The 21,422-nt window shown below is 35.0% G+C and carries 15 protein-coding genes; 5 read left to right on the top strand and 10 right to left on the bottom strand.

Features of this window, described 5'->3' with window-relative positions; all coding sequences use genetic code 11:
• The first annotated feature begins 71 nt into the window (after positions 1–71).
• Entirely contained in the window at positions 72–1,268 is a 1,197-nt protein-coding gene (locus ZPR_RS04995; RefSeq protein WP_013070542.1) for a response regulator, read from the top strand.
• A gap of 135 nt (positions 1,269–1,403) precedes the next feature.
• Here the strand turns inward: ZPR_RS04995 and ZPR_RS04990 are convergent, their stop codons facing one another.
• Positions 1,404–2,207 carry an endonuclease/exonuclease/phosphatase family protein gene (locus ZPR_RS04990; RefSeq protein ID WP_148211654.1) on the bottom strand — a complete coding sequence of 268 codons (804 nt, stop codon included), beginning with the start codon at positions 2,205–2,207 and terminating at the stop codon, positions 1,404–1,406.
• A gap of 162 nt (positions 2,208–2,369) precedes the next feature.
• Between ZPR_RS04990 and ZPR_RS04985 the strand changes: the two genes are divergently transcribed.
• A complete protein-coding gene (locus tag ZPR_RS04985) occupies positions 2,370–3,245 on the top strand; it encodes a DUF808 domain-containing protein (protein WP_013070540.1) in 876 nt (291 codons plus the stop codon).
• Between the two features lie 352 nt (positions 3,246–3,597).
• Here the strand turns inward: ZPR_RS04985 and ZPR_RS04980 are convergent, their stop codons facing one another.
• The 3 genes from ZPR_RS04980 to ZPR_RS04970 all read right to left on the bottom strand — a co-directional run bounded on the left by ZPR_RS04980 (position 3,598) and on the right by ZPR_RS04970 (position 6,292).
• The gene (locus tag ZPR_RS04980; RefSeq protein ID WP_013070539.1) at positions 3,598–4,323 is read right to left on the bottom strand and encodes a Crp/Fnr family transcriptional regulator; all 726 of its coding nucleotides are present in this window, start codon (positions 4,321–4,323) and stop codon (positions 3,598–3,600) included.
• Positions 4,324–4,604: 281 nt separating this feature from the next.
• Complete coding sequence (locus tag ZPR_RS04975) at positions 4,605–5,003, bottom strand: VOC family protein (protein ID WP_013070538.1); 399 nt, start codon at positions 5,001–5,003, stop codon at positions 4,605–4,607.
• Between the two features lie 131 nt (positions 5,004–5,134).
• Positions 5,135–6,292 carry an AraC family transcriptional regulator gene (locus ZPR_RS04970; RefSeq protein WP_083759737.1) on the bottom strand — a complete coding sequence of 386 codons (1,158 nt, stop codon included), beginning with the start codon at positions 6,290–6,292 and terminating at the stop codon, positions 5,135–5,137.
• 425 nt (positions 6,293–6,717) lie between these two features.
• Between ZPR_RS04970 and ZPR_RS04965 the strand changes: the two genes are divergently transcribed.
• From ZPR_RS04965 to ZPR_RS04955, 3 genes are all read left to right on the top strand, one after another.
• Complete coding sequence (locus tag ZPR_RS04965; protein ID WP_013070535.1) at positions 6,718–7,290, top strand: HdeD family acid-resistance protein; 573 nt, start codon at positions 6,718–6,720, stop codon at positions 7,288–7,290.
• 32 nt (positions 7,291–7,322) lie between these two features.
• Positions 7,323–7,511: a hypothetical protein gene (locus ZPR_RS04960; RefSeq protein ID WP_013070534.1), complete on the top strand. Its 189-nt coding sequence runs from the start codon at positions 7,323–7,325 to the stop codon at positions 7,509–7,511.
• Positions 7,512–7,859: 348 nt separating this feature from the next.
• Positions 7,860–8,408 carry a hypothetical protein gene (locus ZPR_RS04955; RefSeq protein WP_013070533.1) on the top strand — a complete coding sequence of 183 codons (549 nt, stop codon included), beginning with the start codon at positions 7,860–7,862 and terminating at the stop codon, positions 8,406–8,408.
• A 501-nt stretch (positions 8,409–8,909) separates the two neighbouring features.
• Here the strand turns inward: ZPR_RS04955 and ZPR_RS04945 are convergent.
• The 6 genes from ZPR_RS04945 to ZPR_RS04920 all read right to left on the bottom strand — a co-directional run bounded on the left by ZPR_RS04945 (position 8,910) and on the right by ZPR_RS04920 (position 21,421).
• Complete coding sequence (locus ZPR_RS04945) at positions 8,910–11,105, bottom strand: tetratricopeptide repeat-containing hybrid sensor histidine kinase/response regulator (protein WP_013070532.1); 2,196 nt, start codon at positions 11,103–11,105, stop codon at positions 8,910–8,912.
• Between the two features lie 807 nt (positions 11,106–11,912).
• Complete coding sequence (locus ZPR_RS04940; RefSeq protein WP_041578691.1) at positions 11,913–13,469, bottom strand: glycoside hydrolase family 43 protein; 1,557 nt, start codon at positions 13,467–13,469, stop codon at positions 11,913–11,915.
• A gap of 121 nt (positions 13,470–13,590) precedes the next feature.
• Positions 13,591–15,984: a glycoside hydrolase family 127 protein gene (locus ZPR_RS04935; protein WP_013070529.1), complete on the bottom strand. Its 2,394-nt coding sequence runs from the start codon at positions 15,982–15,984 to the stop codon at positions 13,591–13,593.
• A 183-nt stretch (positions 15,985–16,167) separates the two neighbouring features.
• On the bottom strand, positions 16,168–18,102 hold the full coding sequence (locus ZPR_RS04930) for a glycoside hydrolase family 97 protein (protein ID WP_013070528.1): 1,935 nt from the start codon (positions 18,100–18,102) through the stop codon (positions 16,168–16,170).
• Positions 18,103–18,117: 15 nt separating this feature from the next.
• On the bottom strand, positions 18,118–19,479 hold the full coding sequence (locus ZPR_RS04925) for a glycoside hydrolase family 43 protein (protein ID WP_041578690.1): 1,362 nt from the start codon (positions 19,477–19,479) through the stop codon (positions 18,118–18,120).
• A gap of 7 nt (positions 19,480–19,486) precedes the next feature.
• Positions 19,487–21,421, bottom strand: a complete 1,935-nt coding sequence (locus ZPR_RS04920) for a glycoside hydrolase family 97 protein (RefSeq protein ID WP_041578689.1) — start codon at positions 21,419–21,421, stop codon at positions 19,487–19,489.
• Position 21,422 lies beyond the last annotated feature (1 nt).

Genomic DNA, 21,422 nt, shown 5'->3' with positions numbered 1-21,422 from the left:
CTTCATCTAATTAAAAAGCTAACACACTCTAAATCAATCTATTTTTGACTTGAATAAACACTCTAAAAACCATGAAAATTTTAGCCATCGACGACCAACAATTAGTGCTTCTTCCTTTAAAGAGACGTTTAAGTGAATTGGGATATGAAGTGCAAACCGAAACAGATGCTTTAAAGGCAAAAGCTATTTTTGATAACTTCCAACCAGATTTGGTCATTGTAGATATCAATATGCCCGTAATTTCTGGCATTGAAATTATAAGATATATCCGCGGAACTCAAAAAAGTCAAACACCAATCATGGTATTATCAGGTAATACCGATGATAACCTTATCGTTGAAAGTTTTGATTTGGGTGTTGAAGATTACATGAAAAAGCCCCTTAGTTTAGACGAAGTTTCTGCAAGGGTAAAAAGATTAATTGGTGCAACTTCAAACCAAAAGGAGGTTTCCAAAAATACAATCATCCAAAAAAGATGCGTTGGTGTGGTAATACCTTGTTACAACGAAGAGGATAGATTATCTAGCAAAGAATTTACCGATTTTGTAGAAAAACACTCTGGTTATCATCTTTGCTTTGTAAACGATGGAAGTAAAGACAATACTTTACATATTTTAAAAGAATTAAGAAAAGGAAGGGAAGATTATATCACCGTATATGACTGTGAGCAAAATGGGGGAAAAGCTGAAGCCGTAAGATTAGGAATGTTGCACATGGCCAATTATACCGATTTAGATTATATAGGATTTTTAGATGCCGATTTATCTACAGATCTTACTGATTTCGATGACCTGGTAAAAACTATAGAAACATCAAACTTTAAAATTGTTAGTGGTAGCCGAATCTCGAGAATGGGCGCGAATATCGCGAAAGAATCGGCCAGGCAAATAATTAGCTTAACGATTAATTATATTATCCGAAAAATTCTAAAAATGAATTTTAAAGACACTCAATGTGGTGCGAAAATAATGGATAAAGAAGTGATAAAAATTGCCTTTCAGGAACGTTTTATTACAAAATGGCTTTTTGATGTTGAAATATTTATGAGAATGAAAAAGCACTTTGGAGCTGAAAAAGCAGATAGCTTTATCTGTGAGCAGCCTTTAAAAAGATGGATTCATGCAGATGGTTCTAAATTATCGATGAAAGATTCTGCTAAAATCGTATTTCAGCTTGGGCATATTGCCATTCATTATAATCAACAAAAAAAAATAAAACCTAATAAAAACTTTAATTATGTCATAGAACCAGAAAAGGTGAATGGATAGAAAGCTTTACTATTTACAAATTCATAGATTATTATATACCCTAAACCACGCCGTATTGGCGTGGTTTGTTAGTTAGATTTCAGAATAAAATTCAATCAAAGCTTCAATTATAGTTCAAAATGTCTAAAACTCTTATTAATTGTAGATCAAAAACCTGGCCTTTACAGGAAAATGATCTGATGCGAATGTTTCTTTTAACACTTTATGTTCCAGTACGTCAATTGTGTTACTCTTGTATAGAATATAATCGATGGTGCTTTCCGATTGTTGTGCCGAAGATGTAAAATCACATACATCTGTACAGGAAGAACTAAATATTTCTAGTAAATGATTCATCGATGAACTTTCGGGAACCACGTTAAAATCTCCGGTAATGATCACTGGTTTATCTTCCGAGGATAGTATTTTACGAATAGCTGATACCTGAGCCAAATTATTGGACGCATCGGTATAATCTAAATGTGTATTTGCTATTTTGATTTCCAGCTTAGGATTAATATGAATATTGGCCAGGGAAAGTGTTCTTGGCTCAGCATTCTTAGGGTTCGGTAATTTTGTAGTAATGGTATCTGATAGGGGAAATTTTGATAAAATAGCAGTTCCGTATTCACCCCCCTGAAAATTGATAGATTTTGAAAAATACCAGTATTCAAATCCAGCTTTTTCGGCCAACACCTTGGCCATATTTAGTTTTTTTCCAGAGCGTTCAGTATATATATCTACTTCTTGTAAGCCTACAATATCAGCTTTACTGTTTTTTATGATAGTGGCAATCGTATCCAGATTAATAACTTCTGATTGCGAAGGTGGATTGGCATGATGAATATTATAACTTAATACTATAACTTCACTACGTACCAGTTTCTGCGAATGGGCTTTATAAATTACATTAAAAAATAGAAGTATTAGAAAAGCCGATTTTATACTGAAACACTGCATAATTTTAAAAATAGAGTTATTCATTATTTTTTTACCATAATACAAATATGCAGGTTAGATAGTAAAATTGTATTCACTAATCATTAATTAATTTTTTGAAATATTAATTTGAATACACCGGAAAAGAAATAAATCTTATCTTCCCGAAAATTTTATAACCTTATGGCCTCTGGATTTTTCGCTTTGTTAGATGATATCGCAGCTTTAATGGACGATGTTTCAGTAATGAGTAAAGTTGCAGGAAAAAAGACCGCTGGGCTCTTAGGAGATGATCTTGCAGTTAATGCTGAAAAAGCTTCTGGTTTTGTATCATCCAGGGAATTGCCCGTATTATGGAAAATCACTAAAGGCTCTTTACTGAATAAACTTATTATCCTTCCCCTGGGCTTTTTACTTAGTGCCTTTTTACCATCAGTAATTCATATTATTTTATTGATTGGCGGACTTTATCTGGCTTATGAAGGTGCCGAGAAAATATACGAATTTTTCTTTCCGCATAAAGAACATAAAAAAATCGATAGAATCGAAAAACTATCGAAAGAAGAAATTTTAGCCCGTGAAAAAGAAAAGGTAAAATCGGCTATTTTAACCGACTTTATTTTATCGGTAGAAATTGTAATTGTCGCGCTTGGCACTGTGGAAGAAGCTGAACTACCTACGAAAATCATTGTGGTTTCACTAATCGCAATTTTAGCAACTGTAGGTGTTTACGGTATTGTTGCCCTTATTGTAAGAATGGACGATTTTGGCAGGAAACTTATAAATCTTAATGCTGAAGATGATAGTTTCTCTGATAAGGTGGGTAAGTTTCTAGTGAGTGCTTTACCTAAAGTAATCAAAGGTCTTTCTGTGCTTGGTACTATTGCGCTTATGCTGGTTTCAGGAGGAATTTTCGTTCATAATTTAGAATTTCTACACGGTATTTTCCCTAAAATACCTTCGTTTATAACCGAATTTTTTGTAGGTCTAATCGTAGGGTTTATTGTATTACTAATCGTTAAAGGAATTAGTAGGATCATTAAAAGCTTTAAAAAATAGCGCAATTAAAGCTAATCAAACCATTGTTTAGGTGTTCTTTATCCTCAATATAACCAGCATTTGGCTGTATTATGTTGGATAAGGTGTACGGGTAAACCAGTATTTACCTTTCCGGTTATTCCCAAACCTGCAACTCTTTTCACCAAGTAATTTTCAATCTGGAAAAAAAGATTTGTTTATTGAATAGTAAGCAAATAGCTCATAAGCCCACTATAAAAGCATAACAAAAGACAAAGCTGATAGAACTTTTAAACTAATGGCATAAAACCCATACTTATTTGGATACAATATTAAAAGAATGCTGTACCGGATAATCTCGAAATATTACTAAATAATTCTTTAAAATTGCTCTTTAACAACGGGCCGCAATAGGTACATGACTATTTTGTACTATCATCAATAGTCTTTCTGTATTTTCAATATTTATTTTTTTACGCTCAACAGATATGGCTCCGCATCCCTTTAACTCCTGAATATGTCTATTCAAAACCGCCCTTGTGGTTCCTATTAATTTTGCCAGTTCGCTGTTAGGTAGGTTATCAATCCTATTTAGACACCCCTTATCTATATCAAAACTCTGAATCAATAACTTAGACAAGCGCACTAGTGTAGGACACATGGAAAGATCGGCGGTCATCTCTTCTAACATTCTCACATGGGAAGCCATGTATTGATATAAGTGTTTTTGTGCTTGTGGATATTTATCCATCCAGCGAAGCATATCTTCCTTGGTTATCCTTAATACTTCCGTTTCTTCAAGGGTTTCCCAGTAAATTTTATGGGGTCTGTCATCCAATAAGTTGAGTACATCAAAAACGTCTCCATCAGACAAAATAAAATTGATACGTTCCTTTTCACTAATCTCATCTACCTGGTATTCCTTTATTTTTCCCATAACTAAAATATAAAAAAAAGGGAGCGGTTCGTAGGCACCACTTAAATAGGTTCCCTTACTCCATTTTCTATACACTAATTTTTCCATCAATTCAGCTAGTGCGTCTTTTGGAATATCTTTAAAAAATTTGGAATCTTTCAAAGTGTCTAAACTTCTTAAGTATTGAATATTATTAGTTTGCATAGTTATATGTATTGCAGATTTATGGTTTAGTGATGAACCTGTTAAAATGTTCTCTACAAAGATTTAAGGATCAAAAGAAAATAACTAGAAAAATGAAGTACGAAAAGTTCGGAATTCGGAAAATCAAACCCGCCAATACATAATTTGGACACTTTAAACCCAAAATCAATGCATCAGACTTCTTAACATATACAAATAAAGACGATGGAGGTCCTCCCTATTGAAAACTTTAGCGGTTGAGTATTCATTCAAAAGAATACAGAAAATAAAAGTCAACGAAATTAAATGCGTGGATTGGCTCCTCCAGTTATCCGCAATAAATTACCATCGGGATCATATAGATAAATACATTCTTGTTCACCTCCTTCTTCTGTTTGGTATTTATCGTTTGCAATAATGGGAATTTCTTGTACCCCTAAAATATACTCAATTTCTTGTATAGTTTTTTTGGAAAAAAAGTGAATTTCAGCGCTTCCTGAGCACAGGTGACGTGGTGTATATTTTGATGGTGAACCTAACTGATCTAAACAAATTTGAGGTCTATTTTTAAACACACGATGATTCTTATCATCACTTAAAATAACCTTGAGCCCCAATTTTTTAGCATAAAACTCTTTTGATCTTTTTATAGAGGCTACTTTTAATATTACAATATATTCTAAATCATGAAGTCCTAACATCGATATTGTATTTCACAGCAAATAATACAGCATCTACTGTTTTAATATGCTACAAATTTCGAAAGGACAGTCCCAAAATAATCTAGAAAAGTCGAAAAAAAAGTATTGATATCGGAAATTCAAACTTGATACTAGGAGCCAAAGCTTCTATACTTTGCCGGAGTAGTACCTTCCAATTTATTAAAGGAAGTATAGAAAGTAGATTTCGAGTGAAAGCCGGCCTCCATTCCAATACCTTCAACAGATAAATTCTTGGCCTTATCACTTTGGAAGAGTTCTTTGGCATATTCTACTCTAAAATTATTGATATAATTATTAAAATTAATATCCAAAGCCTTATTGATGGCATAAGAAATTCTCTTTGGGTGTATGTTAACAGCATCTGCCAAATCAATAATTGTGAGATCTTGCTTTGTAAAACATTTAGATGCCTCGATATATTCATGAATAACGCTTAGCATATTTCCCACTTCTTCTTCTGAAACAAAATCCTGCTTCTTCTTAAAATCCTCCTGAATTCCGGTTTCAACGATCATCCCTTGGTTCTCTATAACCTCATCTTTTCTTGACTCGACCATCAAACCATTCATTTCTTCCTGTAAACTATTGATATTCTGCTGCATCAAACCTTGGTAGGATATCCAATATATAAGAACCACATTGGCTATAGCGGTAAAGAGATATAAAATCTCATTGCCAAAAAAATAATATTCCAACAAAAACAAATGAAAAAATATGCTGCCACAAACAAACCAAAGCACCCAATCCAAGTTTTTATGAATCAATAAACTATATTGATTTTCAAGTTCCCTACGATGCATTCTTACCCAATTCAATGTCAACATACATATAAAAAACGTGTAGGCTAAGCCTGCAGAAAAGTAAATCTTTTCCCAAATTGAATTAACCAGTATCATTTTTGTTTTTACTGGCATAAAGAAAACTATCAGTCCTATTAACACCTCCAATATTCCAGGTATCAATGTCCAGTAACTGGTCTTTCTATGTTCCAAAATGGAAACCTTTTGAATATAGATATAGAATAAGGGATAGGCTAAAAAATGAAATCCAAACGGAAGTAGTTCTAATTGAGGATAGGATTTTAGAATATTAAGGTCTCCCAAAATATTAGTCACTGGTTCCAACGAAAACAACACGATAAAAAGCCCTAAATAGTGTGTAGCCCTTTTTCTTCTGGTTCTCACAAGTATCAGCATCAAACCTAATAGCAATCCTTGTATAACTCCCAAAGACTCTATAAAACTGATAAAGTTATATGTTATGTCCATCCCCAATAAAATCAGATTGACAACCTAATTTCTAAATTAAAAAATCTCATTTCCTAAAAATTAGGATAAAAAGAATCGATTACTAATAAATATAACTAAATACTAGAATGATGTCTATCCATAAATAGGCCTTCTAAAAACCAAATATATATATTTTGTCTTCTTATTTACAAAAAGTCTCTCATTTTCAAATAGATTCAAAAACAATTTAAACTACTACTTCCCTATTTGTAAGAGTTTAAATTCTATCTAATTATTAAAGCTCTTTCTTTTAAGATTAGTCCTAATTCCTTGGTTATCGTTAGAGTTTGACTACTGTGAAAAATTAATAGGCCTTAACTGCTACTTTAGTAGCAAAAGTTTTTTACTAGCTACCTTAATTTAGCGCTTAGAAATACTGAAGAGTAATAAATAAACATTTTGAAATGACATCACCAATATCCTCAACGAACAAACATCCAGGTCTAAACACCCGCTACTGGTGGGTAGAAATCTTATTAGGAATAGGATTTATCGCATTATCTTTTTGGTTCTATGCCACACCTATAGAGACTTATATCTCTTTAGCAGTATTTTTTAGCTATGTAATGTTTATTAGCGGAATTTTTGAGATTATAAATGCTATAAGCTTCATAAAAACATCAAAACAATGGGGCATATTTCTTATCGGAGGTATTATAGATTTGGTATTGGGGTATTTATTAATCACAAATGAAAACCTGACCATGGAAATACTTCCTGTCCTTTTAGGTATCTGGTTTGTTATCCGGTCATTGATATTTTTTATAACCTATGCTAAACTTAAAAGTAGTTCTACAAAAAATTCAGGTTGGTTCTTGCTCGCCGCAATTTTGACTTTACTCTTTGCGCTGGCGGTTCTGGCAAAGCCATTACTGGGACAGTTAACTTTGGTATATACCATCAGTTTTGCCTTTTTCTTTATGGGGCTATTTAGGTTAACATTGGGAATCAAAATGTTTAATACACACGGAAAGTAGTTTACATAGATAATAATTAAAATTATACAATTATGATAGAACATGATATTGATCATCGAGATCAATTGGCTCGCTTACACGACCGCCACAAAAGACTTTCTTTAATGGTCTATGATCATTTAAACGCTAATGAAGAAGAGGAGATGCTCAAGGCACACAAAGAAATGAAGGAAACAGCTAAGGAATTAGAGTTATTGCAACATAAATTACACGGAAGATAGCCGTATCTTTTTAAAAAGTAAAACCGTTCGCAACCTATAAATGGAGTGAACGGTTTTTTTGTTTAATTCTTGCCTATATCCTTCAAAAACTAACATGACATGAATCAATAAAACTAGTATCTAAATCAATTACTATTTTGTAAAACTATCAGTCTTCAGATTCAACATAATACACACATAAACAAATAAATAGCATTATTTCAAGCATTAAAAGTTTCAAAAAAACAAACTTTAAATAAGCAGGTTCTGCTACAAAAGTAGCATACTTGGTGGTCTACCGAACGTAAATTTGTTTAAGATTAATTTCTAAAAAATAAAGAGTAAAATAATAACTTAAAATGAAAAACCATGAGAAAAGTAGTAGTATTCAGTTTGGTTCTTTTAGGCTTAAGTGCCCAGGCTTTCGCGCAAGACGTTATCTATTCCGAAAAAATTAAAAAGGAAGATGTTCCTGCAGCTATTATTGAATCGGTAGAGCAAGATTATCCAGATTTCACCATAGAGGAAATGGCTGCTATACCAGTTGAATATGTTGAAAGCGACGTATACGTAAACAGGGATATCAAATCTATCGATGATTATGACACTTTCGAAATTACCTTAGAAGGAAAGGGAAAAGAGTTTACAGCAACCTATGATAGGTCTGGAAATTTAATCAGTACTAATGAACACCTTAAAAATATTGCTCCTCCAGCTGCTGTTAGATCTGCCATTGCCAAAGCCTATCCAGGATGGACTATAAAAAAGGATGTGTATAATATGAGTAGTTATGAAAATGGCAAAGCACGTCAACGTTACAGAATGGAATTAACCAATGGCGATGAAAAAATGCACGTTTATACAAACGCAAAGGGAAAAATACTTAATAAGCCCAAGATGAAAAAAATGCACCAATAGATATGGTTTTGAGAAAAATGATCGGCCATTTTATCCAGTATTAAAAAGTTAGAAATACTTGCGATGAATTCTTAATTCAGAATTCATCGCAAGTTGCTATTTAATTTCAACGACAACTGATTGATTTGAATATAAAAAATAGTAATCAACCCACGGAGAATTCATTATGCAGATTAGGAGTAAGGCGCTTCTTAAAACTAGATGTTCTATAATTAAAACGATTATAAAACCCACTACCTGCTTATCGATACGCCTGATATAGAAGAACTTTATGGCAGCTTTTCTAGCGGGCAGAAATATGCACGTAAAATATGAGAAGCCAATTGCATTCAGCATGCGGAGAACACCTAAATCATAAAAAATTAACTGCCCGGTAGTTAGTTGAAAATATTGAAAAAAATAAAGAATTTTAAAAATACCGATATTATAAATTGCCAGTATTTTACACCCTAATGTTCTAAGCTGAAATAGCAGAAATATCAAATACTGTAAAACTCTTTTTTATGATTTCAGGTATTTTAATAATAAGTTATATAAATCTTTAGTCTTATAAGGTTTAGAGAGAAAATCATTAATAGCATAGCCTTTTATTTTATCCCTTAATTCCCGTACCTCTGTCGCAGATAAGATAATAATCTTAACCTCCTTATTAAACGCTCTAATCATCGAAGTTGCTTCCAGACCGTTAATTTTAGGCATATTAAGATCCATAAATACGAGATCAAAAGATTCGTTTTTCAGCATTTCTATACCCTCTACAGCATCATCGGCAGACTTTGCTTTAATCCCATACCTTTCAATATACTTTTTGGTCACCAGTTGATTGATATGATTATCATCAATAATCAGTATTTTTTTTCCGGTGAACTCAGCTTCACTGTTGTTCAAAGCATTGGGTTGGGAAACTACTTCTTTTTGATCTGTGGTTTCAAGCTCTACTTCAAAGTAAAAATTAGACCCCTTACCAGTTTTACTTATTAATTGAATTTCAGAATTCATTTCTTTTAGCAACTTGGTAACGATGTTTAAACCAAGTCCGGTACCTGCAAATTTGCTTGTTTTTGTGGAGTTTCCAAATTCTTTAAAAATTTCTTTTTGTTCTTCAGCAGAGATGCCAATACCATTATCTTTTACTTGAAATTTGAGCTTTATACGCTTTTCTTCTTTTTGAATAAGATCTACAAGTATCTTTATTTCGCCTTCATTGGTGAACTTTAAAGCATTTCCGGTAAGATTAATTAGTATTTGAGATAACTTTATTTTATCTCCTACCAAAATTTTGGGAACGTCTTTGTCGATTTTAATCTTTAATTGATTGTTGTTCTTTTGCCTCATAAATTTCAATGACACATTAATATCCTCTACAAGTTCCTGAAGATTAAATGGTTTATGCTCAAGTTTAATAGAAGTACCTGATTCTATTTTATTTAATGTAAGTACATCATTAACCAGGTTAAGCAGGTAGTTGGCAGAAAACTTTAAAGACTGAATTTCTTTTTTATGAGAAGATAGTTCTGGAGCCAAGAATAAATCATTGGATAAACCTATAATTCCGTATAAAGGCGTTCTAAGTTCGTGACTAATGGTAGAGAGGAATTTAGTTTTAACCCTCGCCATTTCCTCAGATTTATCTTTGGCGTCAAGATATTCCTCATTTTTTCTTTTAAGCTGTTGCATGAGGACCGTCCTTTTTTTCCTTTCACAAACAAAAAACAACAATACTAAAAGTAATAATACTAATAAGGCTACGGAGGCAATGAGTAATATTCTGTTTTTTTCGGCCTTTGCAGAAATTATTTTGTTTTGAAGTTCTTTATTTTTAATCTCCTGTTCTATATTTTCAATTTCTATGCGATCCTGTATAGTTTTATTAGATTCTTCTAGCACACTTTTTAGTTTATTTTTAAATAAAGTATCTAGCACTTTAAAACTCTCATAAGCTTCCCTGTACTCTCCTAATTCAGCCTGGCTTCGCAGATATCCGGAATAGGAATATAAAAGTTCCTCGGATCCCTCATTGCTTTTAAATTTCTCTATGGCAAGTTCAAAATTTATCTTGGCCTCTTTAAAATCACCCTTTTGGAAAGCGTATTCTGCATCTAAATAATAAAAAATATCTTCCGGCAAATAAGGTTTGTTATCTGAAAACCGAATATTGTAAATTTTTGCTGAATCTATATATGTTATGGCCGAATCTGGCTTATTGAATTCCATCAAATATGCCTCTGCGATATTAAGACTACTGGTGATTAAACGATAGCTATCTTTAGCCTTTTTAGCTAAGGCTATTACCTCTTTGTTTAATTGTATAAAGTCTTCATATCTTCTTTCTTTTATATAAACATTAGCAAGATCAATTTTTGCCGCATTAATCATTAGGGTATCTTTCATTGTCTCAGCCATATTTATATTTTTATTGATATAATTACGGGCTTCTTCTACATTTTCTAATTTTAAGTAATTATTGGCTATAAAACTTCTTGATACAGCAAGCAGTATAGAATCACCACTTTTCTCGGCTAATTCTAAGTTCCTATGACTGTAAAGGATTGCGACCGGATAGTTGCCCTTCTCCATTTCAGTGGCAGACTTTTCCAGATTACTTTTTATATAGGCCGTTATTTCCTCCTTTGTAGAATCAGGAGAAATTGTAATCGCTTTCTCACTATTTTGGGCATACAGGGAAAATGTAAGCATCAAAAAAATAAGTATTGTAGGCAGAAACTTCATTAGGGCTTAAAGATTTATTCTCAATACGTTAAGGTAATATTTTTAAAGATAAAAGTTAGAAATATATGTTAAGTTAAATGATCAATTCAATAGTAAAAAAGATTTTATTAAATTAAAAAAAATCACTTATTAAGTTATTTTTTTAAATATATATAAACCATAACCAATATTTTCCAAAAAATATATAAATTTTAATCATAATAAACTCACTCAACTAATTTTTAAGGTGTAAGACGGCTATCATATTTAACAGGTAAAAATGTAAATTTATTCGACAGACTGCTTACTACAACTAGTGTTATGTAAGAAAAAGGAAAGTTAATCGCTTCGATTTATTTTTAAAATCTTTAGCATTGTTACAACAACGCAAAAAAACTAATAATCAAGCAACTACCATTATGCAAAAAGAACTGGTAAGTAATAAAAATACTTATCTTAAAAAACCATTAAGCTAAAAAATTAGATCCGATTTTTTCAAAATTTTAGTTTTTGAAATTAAGTTTTTTACGTAAACTACCTCCCGGCAAACCCATGAGGCATTTACTATAAAATCCTTTTTTATTTCGAGATATCTCAACCTACCTATTGAGATTAAAGCATTTAATCTCGATTATGGAGTCTATTGTTATAAATTAAAACATTATAGCGACAGTATCTTAACTCACTTTTGACGAAAAAAGTGAGCTATAAGAAAAAACGATTAACTTATGGAATGAATTTAAATCCAAAGACTATATCAAATTTGAATTTATACACGCAAAACCTGAATGCATATTATTTTATTCCATCTGTAATCCGGAAATAATCGAAATCAACATAACCTCCGGAAGTTTTGGTTGCATAGTTAAACAGTGCATATCGATACCCCATAAATTGGCCAAGGGTATATTCCATCTTTAAAGGTTCTCCAATTTCTTTCCAGTGTTTCCCATTCTCAGAATAGTAAAAGTGTGCGAGGTCCTTTCTATCTTTAAAGTCGCAGGTAATTTTAAAGAAAATTTCGTCACCGCTATACGGAATTTCTTCTATCACTTTGCCTTCACGCCCCTTAACCATTTGAATGGTTTTTTTCCCATTTTCTAACTTAACCGCCACATAAGCATACTTATCCTGAAGCACCCCAAAACCAGCAATATCACCGTCTTTTAATCCTGAAAGATCTAATGAAGTTTCCCCTGTACTCTTAGGACCAATAGTCCGTTGGGTCAATGTATTCCTGGTGGTAACGAAAGAAGTATCAATCCTCCCTGTGGTAAGCCTTAGATAGCCTTTGCGCTCATCAAGACTCCATAAATCATTTTGCGGATTATGATTCCATTGCCAAACCAACGATAATTTTTTATCCTTATTGGTTCTGCTGAAATCATCGGAATTTACAATATCTGGAATAAGACTTTTGTTAGCAGGAAGGTCAAGCTCCATAGGGACTTTGCCATCTTCACCCAAGATAGGCCAGCCATTTTCCCATTTAACCGGCACAAGATAAGGAATTCGTCCTACCGCTCCATTATCTCGGAATAAATACGCATACCAGTCACCTGCAGGAGTATCTATTAAACCTCCTTGTGCTACACCTTTATCCTTTAAAGCCAGTTCTCCTTCGTAAGGTCCCATGATATTGTCTGCACGATGAATAACAACAGTTCGCATGCTTCCCTGTGGCCAGGTTATATTAAATAAATAATATTTACCATTTATCTTGAATAGCTGAGAGCCTTCTGCCTTTAACATGATGTTTTCTCCCGCAGGTGCACTCGCATTCTCAATCAAAATCTTTTCGCTACCAGGAACAGGACCAGAAAGGTCATTTTTTAATTGAACAATTCTAAGTTCACCCGCGGCATAGATCATATAAATTTTACCATCATCATCAAAAAACAACGTATTGTCATGAAAACTTGGTTTAAAGGAATGTTTTTCCCATGCTCCACTCTCAATATCCTTAGTCGTATAGATATAGGTTTTTCCGGTAGTACTAGAAAAGGTTGAAACGTAGAAGGTACCATCATGATATCTTAAGCTACTGGCCCAAGAACCTTTACCATAGGCGTTTTTACCGTTTTCCATATTCAACGCATCGGTATCATCTAGAATATCATAAGCATAGTTTACAATTTCCCAGTTCGTGAGATCGTTAGATTTCATGATGGGTACTCCGGGACTCATATGCATAGTGGTACTACTCATATAATAACTATCCCCCACCCGTATCATGGAAACGTCTGGCACATCAGCATGAATTATCGGGTTAATCGCCTTTTGCTGTGTAAAGCCCTGGAGGAAAAAAAGCAAACAGCTAATTAGAACACTAAATTTTCTTACTATCATCATTGGTCGTATTTTTAATCTTTTTAAACAAAAGTTTTAGTCAGAAGATTTTTCTAAAATCTGCTATAGTTCTATCACAGGGGCAATATTAGAATATCTCTAAACCCTAAATCTCTCTGTATCCCTATTGATTTCTGATCAACCGTAAAAAATAGATTTCACTAGTTGCACTTCCTTCTCTGGGTTGAAACTTTACTCTTATACTCTTTTTACCATCAAGCATTGAATCAGGAATTTCATAACTCATTTCCTGAAACTGACTTATTCTGGTATGTTCTTTAGTATTTACCGAAGTAAGTCTCTCATCATCAATATAAATATCAAAACGCTTATCCCCCCATTCAAACCCGAAATATCTAAGCATCAGGCTAAGACCAGTTTCCTTATTGGTTTTCATTTGATAGCTAAAATAACCATCTCCATGAGCGCTTCTCCAAAATTCATCCCTGTTATTACCGGTTCCTGAGTTCTTCTTTTCCATAAAGTGATCACTCTCCGGCTGTTGTTCACCAGTAGCTACATAATCTATGGTACGTTTTTCCAGGGCCAATTTCTTAGCTTCAATATTTGCAAGAGAATCGGTATAACTTTCGTATTCTTCGGGAGTCAGCGACAGCCAGTACATCATATACCTGGAATCGTGGATAGTGTAAAAAGGCTGTAAATCAGCATCGATGGGATTTTTCATTTCAGAATTAATCTTAAAATGAAGGGGCTCATTTTCTACGGATTCCAGGTTTTCAGGAAGTTCTTCCGTATGATCTGCAAGTAGAATAGGTGCTTCATTAATGGGCAAGCGTCTTCCGGAAGGGTATTGTCCAAAACGACTATCATCTGCAATAAGCCCTTTTAGATCTTCGGATCCCGATGGAGCTCCCAATAATATCGGACCATGAAAAAATGCAACATATTGAGGTACATTCGGCAGCCTTTCCATGTGATTATGCATAGGAAGACTAACATCTACAATATCTCCCTTTTGCCAGTTTCGATCTATTTTAACATAAGAAGAAGGCTTACCGATTAGTTCAATTTCTTCTGAATTGATCTTGATTTTCATCTCGCCTTCTTTAATCCATCCCGGATACCGCAAAAATAAAGGGAATTCAGCGGTACCTTCAGTAATTTTAAGACTGGTACCCTCTTCAGAAGGAAAATTGGTCTCCTGTCTTATTTTTACCCCCTGTTTTTCCCAGTTCAATTCTGAAGGAATAAATAAATTTATATATAAAGAATCTCCCTGATGGGTGTAGATAAACTGATTGTATTTTCCATGGTTTTCCATTCCGGTTCCCACACAGCACCACATCGCCTCTTCAGGCGCAGAATAAATTCGATAATGGCGGGGCCGGGCTGGAGTAAAATAAACATAGCCTCCATGCTGCGGATGCTGGGTTGAAAGTATATGGTTGTATAATGTTCTTTCGTAATAATCGGCATATTTCGCCTCAGGATTTACTCGAAAGAGATCTTCGGTTAACTTCAGCATATTATATGAATTACAAGACTCGGGACCATCGTCTTCGTTTATGTAATCAATACTGGCCGATGTACTGGGAAAATGTTCTTTTCTGCTGTTGCCTCCAAATGCCAGGCTACGGTTTTTAGTAACTGTTTCCCAGAAATAACTTCCGGCTTTAGCGAATTTTTCATCTCCATCCACCTCAGCAATACGCTCAAATCCTACAAATTTTGGGATTTGTGTATTCGCGTGCTTATTATCCAGGTTATCGATACCCTTCGACAAAGGATGAAGTACCTGCTCATGAGAATACCTTTTAGCTGCTTCCAGATATTTCTTCTCTCCAGTTATTTGATAGGCATCAGCATAAACCTCAGGCATACCACCATGTTCCATGTTCAGCACAGATTGCATTTGCTCATGGGAAAGATCTTTAGTAAGTGTTATACCCCAGTCACAAAAATCAAGAAACATTTCTTTAGCTTTCTCACTATCGGCATAAAGCCAGGCATCTCTTAAACCAGCATACATTTTATGTAAATTATAGAAAGGAGCCCAGGCAGAATTATACTTTTCAAAATTTCCTTTTTTAAAGGAAGACCATAATGCTTCACTATTAGGAAAACCACCTACATAGCCTACACCCCATTCCGGATGTTTTTTTGTATTAGCGAGTTGGCATTCCCGTAGTTCTTTCAGCATATAATTCATTCGCGCTAAAAACTCCTGATTATCGGTAGCCGCATAATTCATAGCTAGAGCTGAAAGATAATGACCTCCAATATGACCATCTAGTCCTTCCCAATTGGGATAAGAGGGTTTTCTTGGTTCCAGACCGGCTTCTTTTCGGTAAGGCGCAAGTAAACGGTCTACATCGTACTGTAGCAAAACCGACATATTAAGATCACGGGCATTCTTGAATTTGCCATCGAGGAGAGTGACATTCTCCAGCGGAAATTCATTGGTGTATAGTTTTTCCTGTGCACTCACTTTTAAAAAACTGAAACCAAATACACCGAAAAGAATTACTGCCTTTATTTTTTTTATGACGATCATATTTAAATCTTTAATTATTGGCAATCCACCTCCCTAAGATCATTATCAAAGAGCAAAACAATTTTCAATATCCTTCATTTAAAATTCCTAAATCCAAAATTACCTAAGCGCGCGCCCCGCGGAGCATTTGACTCTTTTATCGAATAAAACCGGAGTCGTAAAATATAATTAGTTCTTTTAATATCATTTTGTAAGTGATTTTATTGGTTCGAATACGGCTATAAATCCTCCTCTTCTCAAAAGTTTCACTTTTAATGTATCTTCTGAAGTCACTTTTCCATCACTAATTTTAAATGCTTTGTCATGCTCCCCATCCTGAACCAACTTCAGCTGATATTCAATTCCAGGTTTTAAAAATTTCAAAGCAATCTCCTTTTCGATTTCCCAAAGCTCTGAACTAATGCCTGCCATATACCAGCTTTCTTCTTTACGCCTTGCCAGCGCTGCATTTTTTCCCGGATAACCATAGATAAATTTAGTGTCATCCCAAGCTGCAGGTAGTTTCTTCAGAATGGTAATTACCTCTTCTGGAAGGGAATAATAGCCCTCTGGCCTATCTGCTAAATGCTGCAATCCAGACTCGAACAATATCCCCAAAGCCAGTTCATGCCCATAAGAAGTAACATGCGGATATTGCGAATTGGTAAAAGTTACCGGAGTATAATCCATTGGTCCTACCACATTCCTAGTAAATGGTAAAATAGTATTATGCTGCGGGGCATTCATGGTAAACGTGGGAACATTATTGTACCATTCCGCACCACGAACAGCTTCATAAGTCATCAAATTTGGATACGTTCTGCTCCACCCCCTTGGTACCAGACTACCATGAAAATAAACCAATAAATTAAAATCGGCGGCATCTTCTACAATATCAAGATAGTAATTGATCATATTTTGCTTTTCACTTTCAAAAAAATCAACTTTTATTCCGGCGATGTCCAGTTCATTAAGTTTGGTAAATTCTTGTACGCGGTTTTCATGAGTAAGCATCCTATCTTTTGGTGTAGCAGGAACCCAAGTATGATCTCCACCCGAATTATACCAGATAAGTGGTTTAACTCCTAATTTATTGATATAAGCTGTGGCATCCTCCAGATTTCCTCCATTCCCCATAGCATCCCATTCCCAATCCAAAAGCGTATATTTCCAACCCATTTTTTCGGCCAGATCAGCAAATTTTTTTACGATTTGATAGTCTTTAGTCCCATGGTTGCTAGACCAGTAATTCCAGGAAACCAGTCCGGGTTCAATCCAGTCGGTATCTTTTAGTTTAACAGGATCAGACACATCGGTAACCAGCGTTGATTCAGTCACTGTAGCCAAATTACCGATTATTATAACGCGCCAGGGTGATTGCCATGGCGTACTGATATCTGGTTTCGATTTTCCTGTACCGCGACCATCACCTGGATTAGGAAATACCAGATTATAGGTATTGATATCTTTTGTATTACTGAGTTTTGTACCCGCGTAAGTGCGATTAAGATTAGCTTCATGGATAAGATACCAACCTATAGTATCGCGATCATGAAAAAGCGCAGGATATCCCCATTCTCCCCGTAAACTATCTCCCTGCATTTGCTGATATAATCCCTCGTTGGCAGGATTCCATTTCTCCAGCCACCGCGTTGCATCTACAGATATCGAAAAGGCTGTAAACTCATTATCTATACTGAAATTCCCTTCTTTATCAGGAAATTCATAACGAAAAGCTACTCCATCATTATAAACTCTAAGTACGATATTCATTTTTTTACCGCTATCATTGCGGAAATAAAATGTGACTTCTCTGGCAGCATTGCTTGTTGAGGATCTCTTGCCATGGATAAGATTGTAAGCTTCAGAAATACTTTTGATTTTTCCAGTTTTTCGAAGTTTAAGATTGGAAGAGAAACCTTCATCATTTCTTGCAAGCCCCATTTCAATTTTAGGAATTAAAGCTTTTTCCGAAGGAGATTCATTATAAAAAACTTTAAAATACCAGTTTTCAGTAACCTCATCAGGTTGATGTAATTCTACTCTGATAAGTTCATTCGGCGAAGAAAGCATAAACTCCTGTGCAGAAAGCCGGGTAAAAAATATAAGAAAAACCAGGGTATAGAAAAGTTCTTTCATAAAAATGAATTATACTTATTTTGAAAACATCCAGTAATCGAAATACATAAGCTGCGTTGGAGCTTTCCCCTTTACTACAAAAAACAAATCATGTACGCCGGTTAGTTCTTCTACATCGGCAGTAACCAATTTCCAGCGATCATTCCCGCCGGTTAAAGGAACATCTAAAGTGGCTAAAAGCTTACCATCTTTGGAATCTATATGAATTTCCATCGAAACATTGTTATTATGAATACTTCCTATTCTGGCGGTAACGGATTTTGGAGAAGTTTTTCCAAAATCTACTGCTTTCACCTTAATATAAGCTCCGTCTTTCATGGCGGTTACAAAGTTTCCCACCACATCGTTTGATTGTGCTTTAAAACCTTCAGACCAGGCAATGGTTTCTGCTTCTGTTTTGCGATACGGATTTAGTTTTTTTAAAGCCTCCTTTATTCCACTAGTCATATTCATCTGTTCTATGGTACCGTCACTATTAAATTTTAATTCCTGCACACAAACTGAACGTGTAAATCCGCTACCACCCGGCAAACCGGCATTATGATAAAAGAAATAAGTTTTGCCTTTATAATCTACAATCCCGGGATGATTCGTAAAACTACCGCCTTGGTTAGGCATCAATTCCCCCTGATACTTCCAGGGTCCGGTTACACTTTTACTGGTAGAATATCCAATATGTTCAGGTATCGGACCAGCTGCAAAAAACAGATAATAAATATCGTTACGTTTATAAACCCAGGGACCTTCTTCATAGGTAGTAGGTCGACGCTCATTCTTTTCACCTTTCCTTTTGCCAAAAGCTTCAATAGTGTTTGGAATTTTTTGAATATCTCCTTTTGTAGAGATCATGTCTTCATTGAGCTTTACAAAATAACACTCAGGATTGCCCCAAAACATATAGGCTTGACCGTCATCATCAATAAAAACCGCTGGATCGATATCGGCATTACTTTCGGAAACCAAAGGCTTACCCAAAGGATCAATAAATGGTCCATAAGGACTGTCGCTTACTGCCACTCCAATCCCATTTTGATTGCTACGGTCTGTTATAGGTACATAAATGTAAAATTTACCATCACGTTGTATGGCGGCCGGTGCCCATGCATTCTTCAGGGACCAATCAAAATCTGTGTATTCCAAAACTGCTCCGTGATCGGTCCAGTTTACCATATCTTCAGTCGTGTACAATCGCCAGTCGTCCATAGTAAACCAGGTTGAATTATCCTCATCGTGACTGGTATACAAATACAATTTATCATCGTGCACCATTGGTGCAGGATCTGCCGTATAAGAAGTTTGAATAATGGGATTTTGTGCATTTAGGAATGAAGTTCCCAAAACACTACACAGCATCAATACATTAAATGAACACCTCATAAATTGATTAATTTTTAATTACAAATCCGCCATTTGGCTGAATATTTACGGAAACCTTTCCGCTAGAAGGGATTTTAATTTCTTTGGAATAGGTTTCTTTTTTCTTATCGTCAGAAAATAAGGTCACTGTCTTTCCGGCAAGCATGGGAAGTTCCAGTTTTAGTTTTCTCACGCTTTTTTCAGCATTAACTCCGGCCACATACCAATTTTGATCATGCCTCCTTGCCAAAACCGAAAATTTTCCCGGATACCCATCAATAAATACCGTCTCATCCCAGGTAGTTGGCAACTCCCTTAGGAAATCAAGTTCAAAGTCTGGTACATCCTCCAAATTATTTGGAGTTAATGCAAACATTTGTACAGGATTCTGAAATAAAACTCCAGTAGCCAGTTGGAAAGCATCGGTGGTTAACCGCTCCTGACCTTCTTTATTGTCTTTATTGAGATACTTATTCAACAATATTCCGCCAAACTCCATACTGGCAACGGCATTTCTACTAAACGGATGAAGAGAAGCATAGAAGGCCTCCTTATTTCTTGTATCTTGAGAAAAAATGAGCATTTCTGAAGCTAGAACAGCTTCACTTCCTACAAAATTAGGATACATTTTTCCCCATCCTCTTGGGAGTGTTGCTCCATGAAAAATAACCATTAATCCATAATCATTGGCATCAGAAAGGATGTTTTCATAAAGCTTCATAGTTTCCTGTTTGTCACCTCCAAAAAAGTCTACTTTCAATCCTTTAACACCAGCTTCTTTTAGCCATTTCATTTCTTTTTTTCGGGCTATAGAAGTATTCATTTTATTAAGCGGAGTCATAAATGCATCGTTAGCAACTCCGTTGGAATTATACCAGAGGAAAACATCAACTCCTTTAGACTTAGCATAATCGATAAGTTCTTCCATCTTCTCATAACCTATTCTTTCATCCCACCAGGCATCGATAAGAATATACTCAAAATCCATTGCAGCAGCAAGATCGATATATTTAACCTGGTCGTCATAATTCATACTGTTATCCTGCCAAACGATCCAACTCCAGGTTCCTTTTCCGTATTTATAATCTTGAGAAGGCTCATAAAGCTGATCTACCACATCAAAAGGAATAGTAGTTTCCACAATAGGCTTAAGACTTTCCCCAAGCGTTATAGTTCTCCAAGGCGTATGTCCCGGTAATCCAATTTGAGCGCCAACACTACCAAAACCATTATTTTGTGCGAGATCTGGATATTCCACCGTATAAATCCCATCTTTAAAACTGCTTAAATGCGAAGCATTATAAAGACTGCTAACACCGGTTTCCGAAAGTAAAACCCATCCATTTTCTCCAATTTTAAAAAGGCCTGGAAAAACATAACCCGTTCCTGAAGTATTGCTTTCAAGCTGCGCATCTGCGGAATAACCACTCTCGTAGCTAGGCGCTGTCCTGGCAAAGCCTCCCATAGATTGCATCATAGGCGACAAGAATGAAGTACTCCCTTTGGGAAAATTATATCCGGTTAGCTCTTTTTCAACCACGCAAGCCCGCGTGTCTCCCCATTTAGGCATTTCATATCTAAAGGCGATATCGTTATCGCTTACCTGGAAAACAACAGATATTTCCTTTTCTTCAGCATTAGCAAAAGAAATTGTAAGCGTATTGGCCTTGTAAGAAACATGAGATTGCTTAATCTTCTTTATGTTATATTCTGAGCTAGTAGTACCTTTTGAAGCCTCCAGCAATTTCATCTTTGAAGTAAAATCTCCCGCATTAGTCACGAGTCCTAGCGGAGATTTTTCTAACATGACTTTTTCATTATACGTAACACTGTAAAAGGGTTTTCCGTTTTCGACCTTGACTGAAACTTCCAACTTGCCGTCTGGACTATTAATGGATGCTTCTTCCTGAGCAATAATTGTACTCATTAAAAGCATACAGCATATCAGGCTGAATATTCTCATA

Origin of the sequence: Zunongwangia profunda SM-A87 (assembly GCF_000023465.1) — a bacterium.
GTDB classification, from domain to species: Bacteria; Bacteroidota; Bacteroidia; order Flavobacteriales; family Flavobacteriaceae; genus Zunongwangia; species Zunongwangia profunda.
This window is presented reverse-complemented; position numbering and strand designations above follow the sequence as displayed.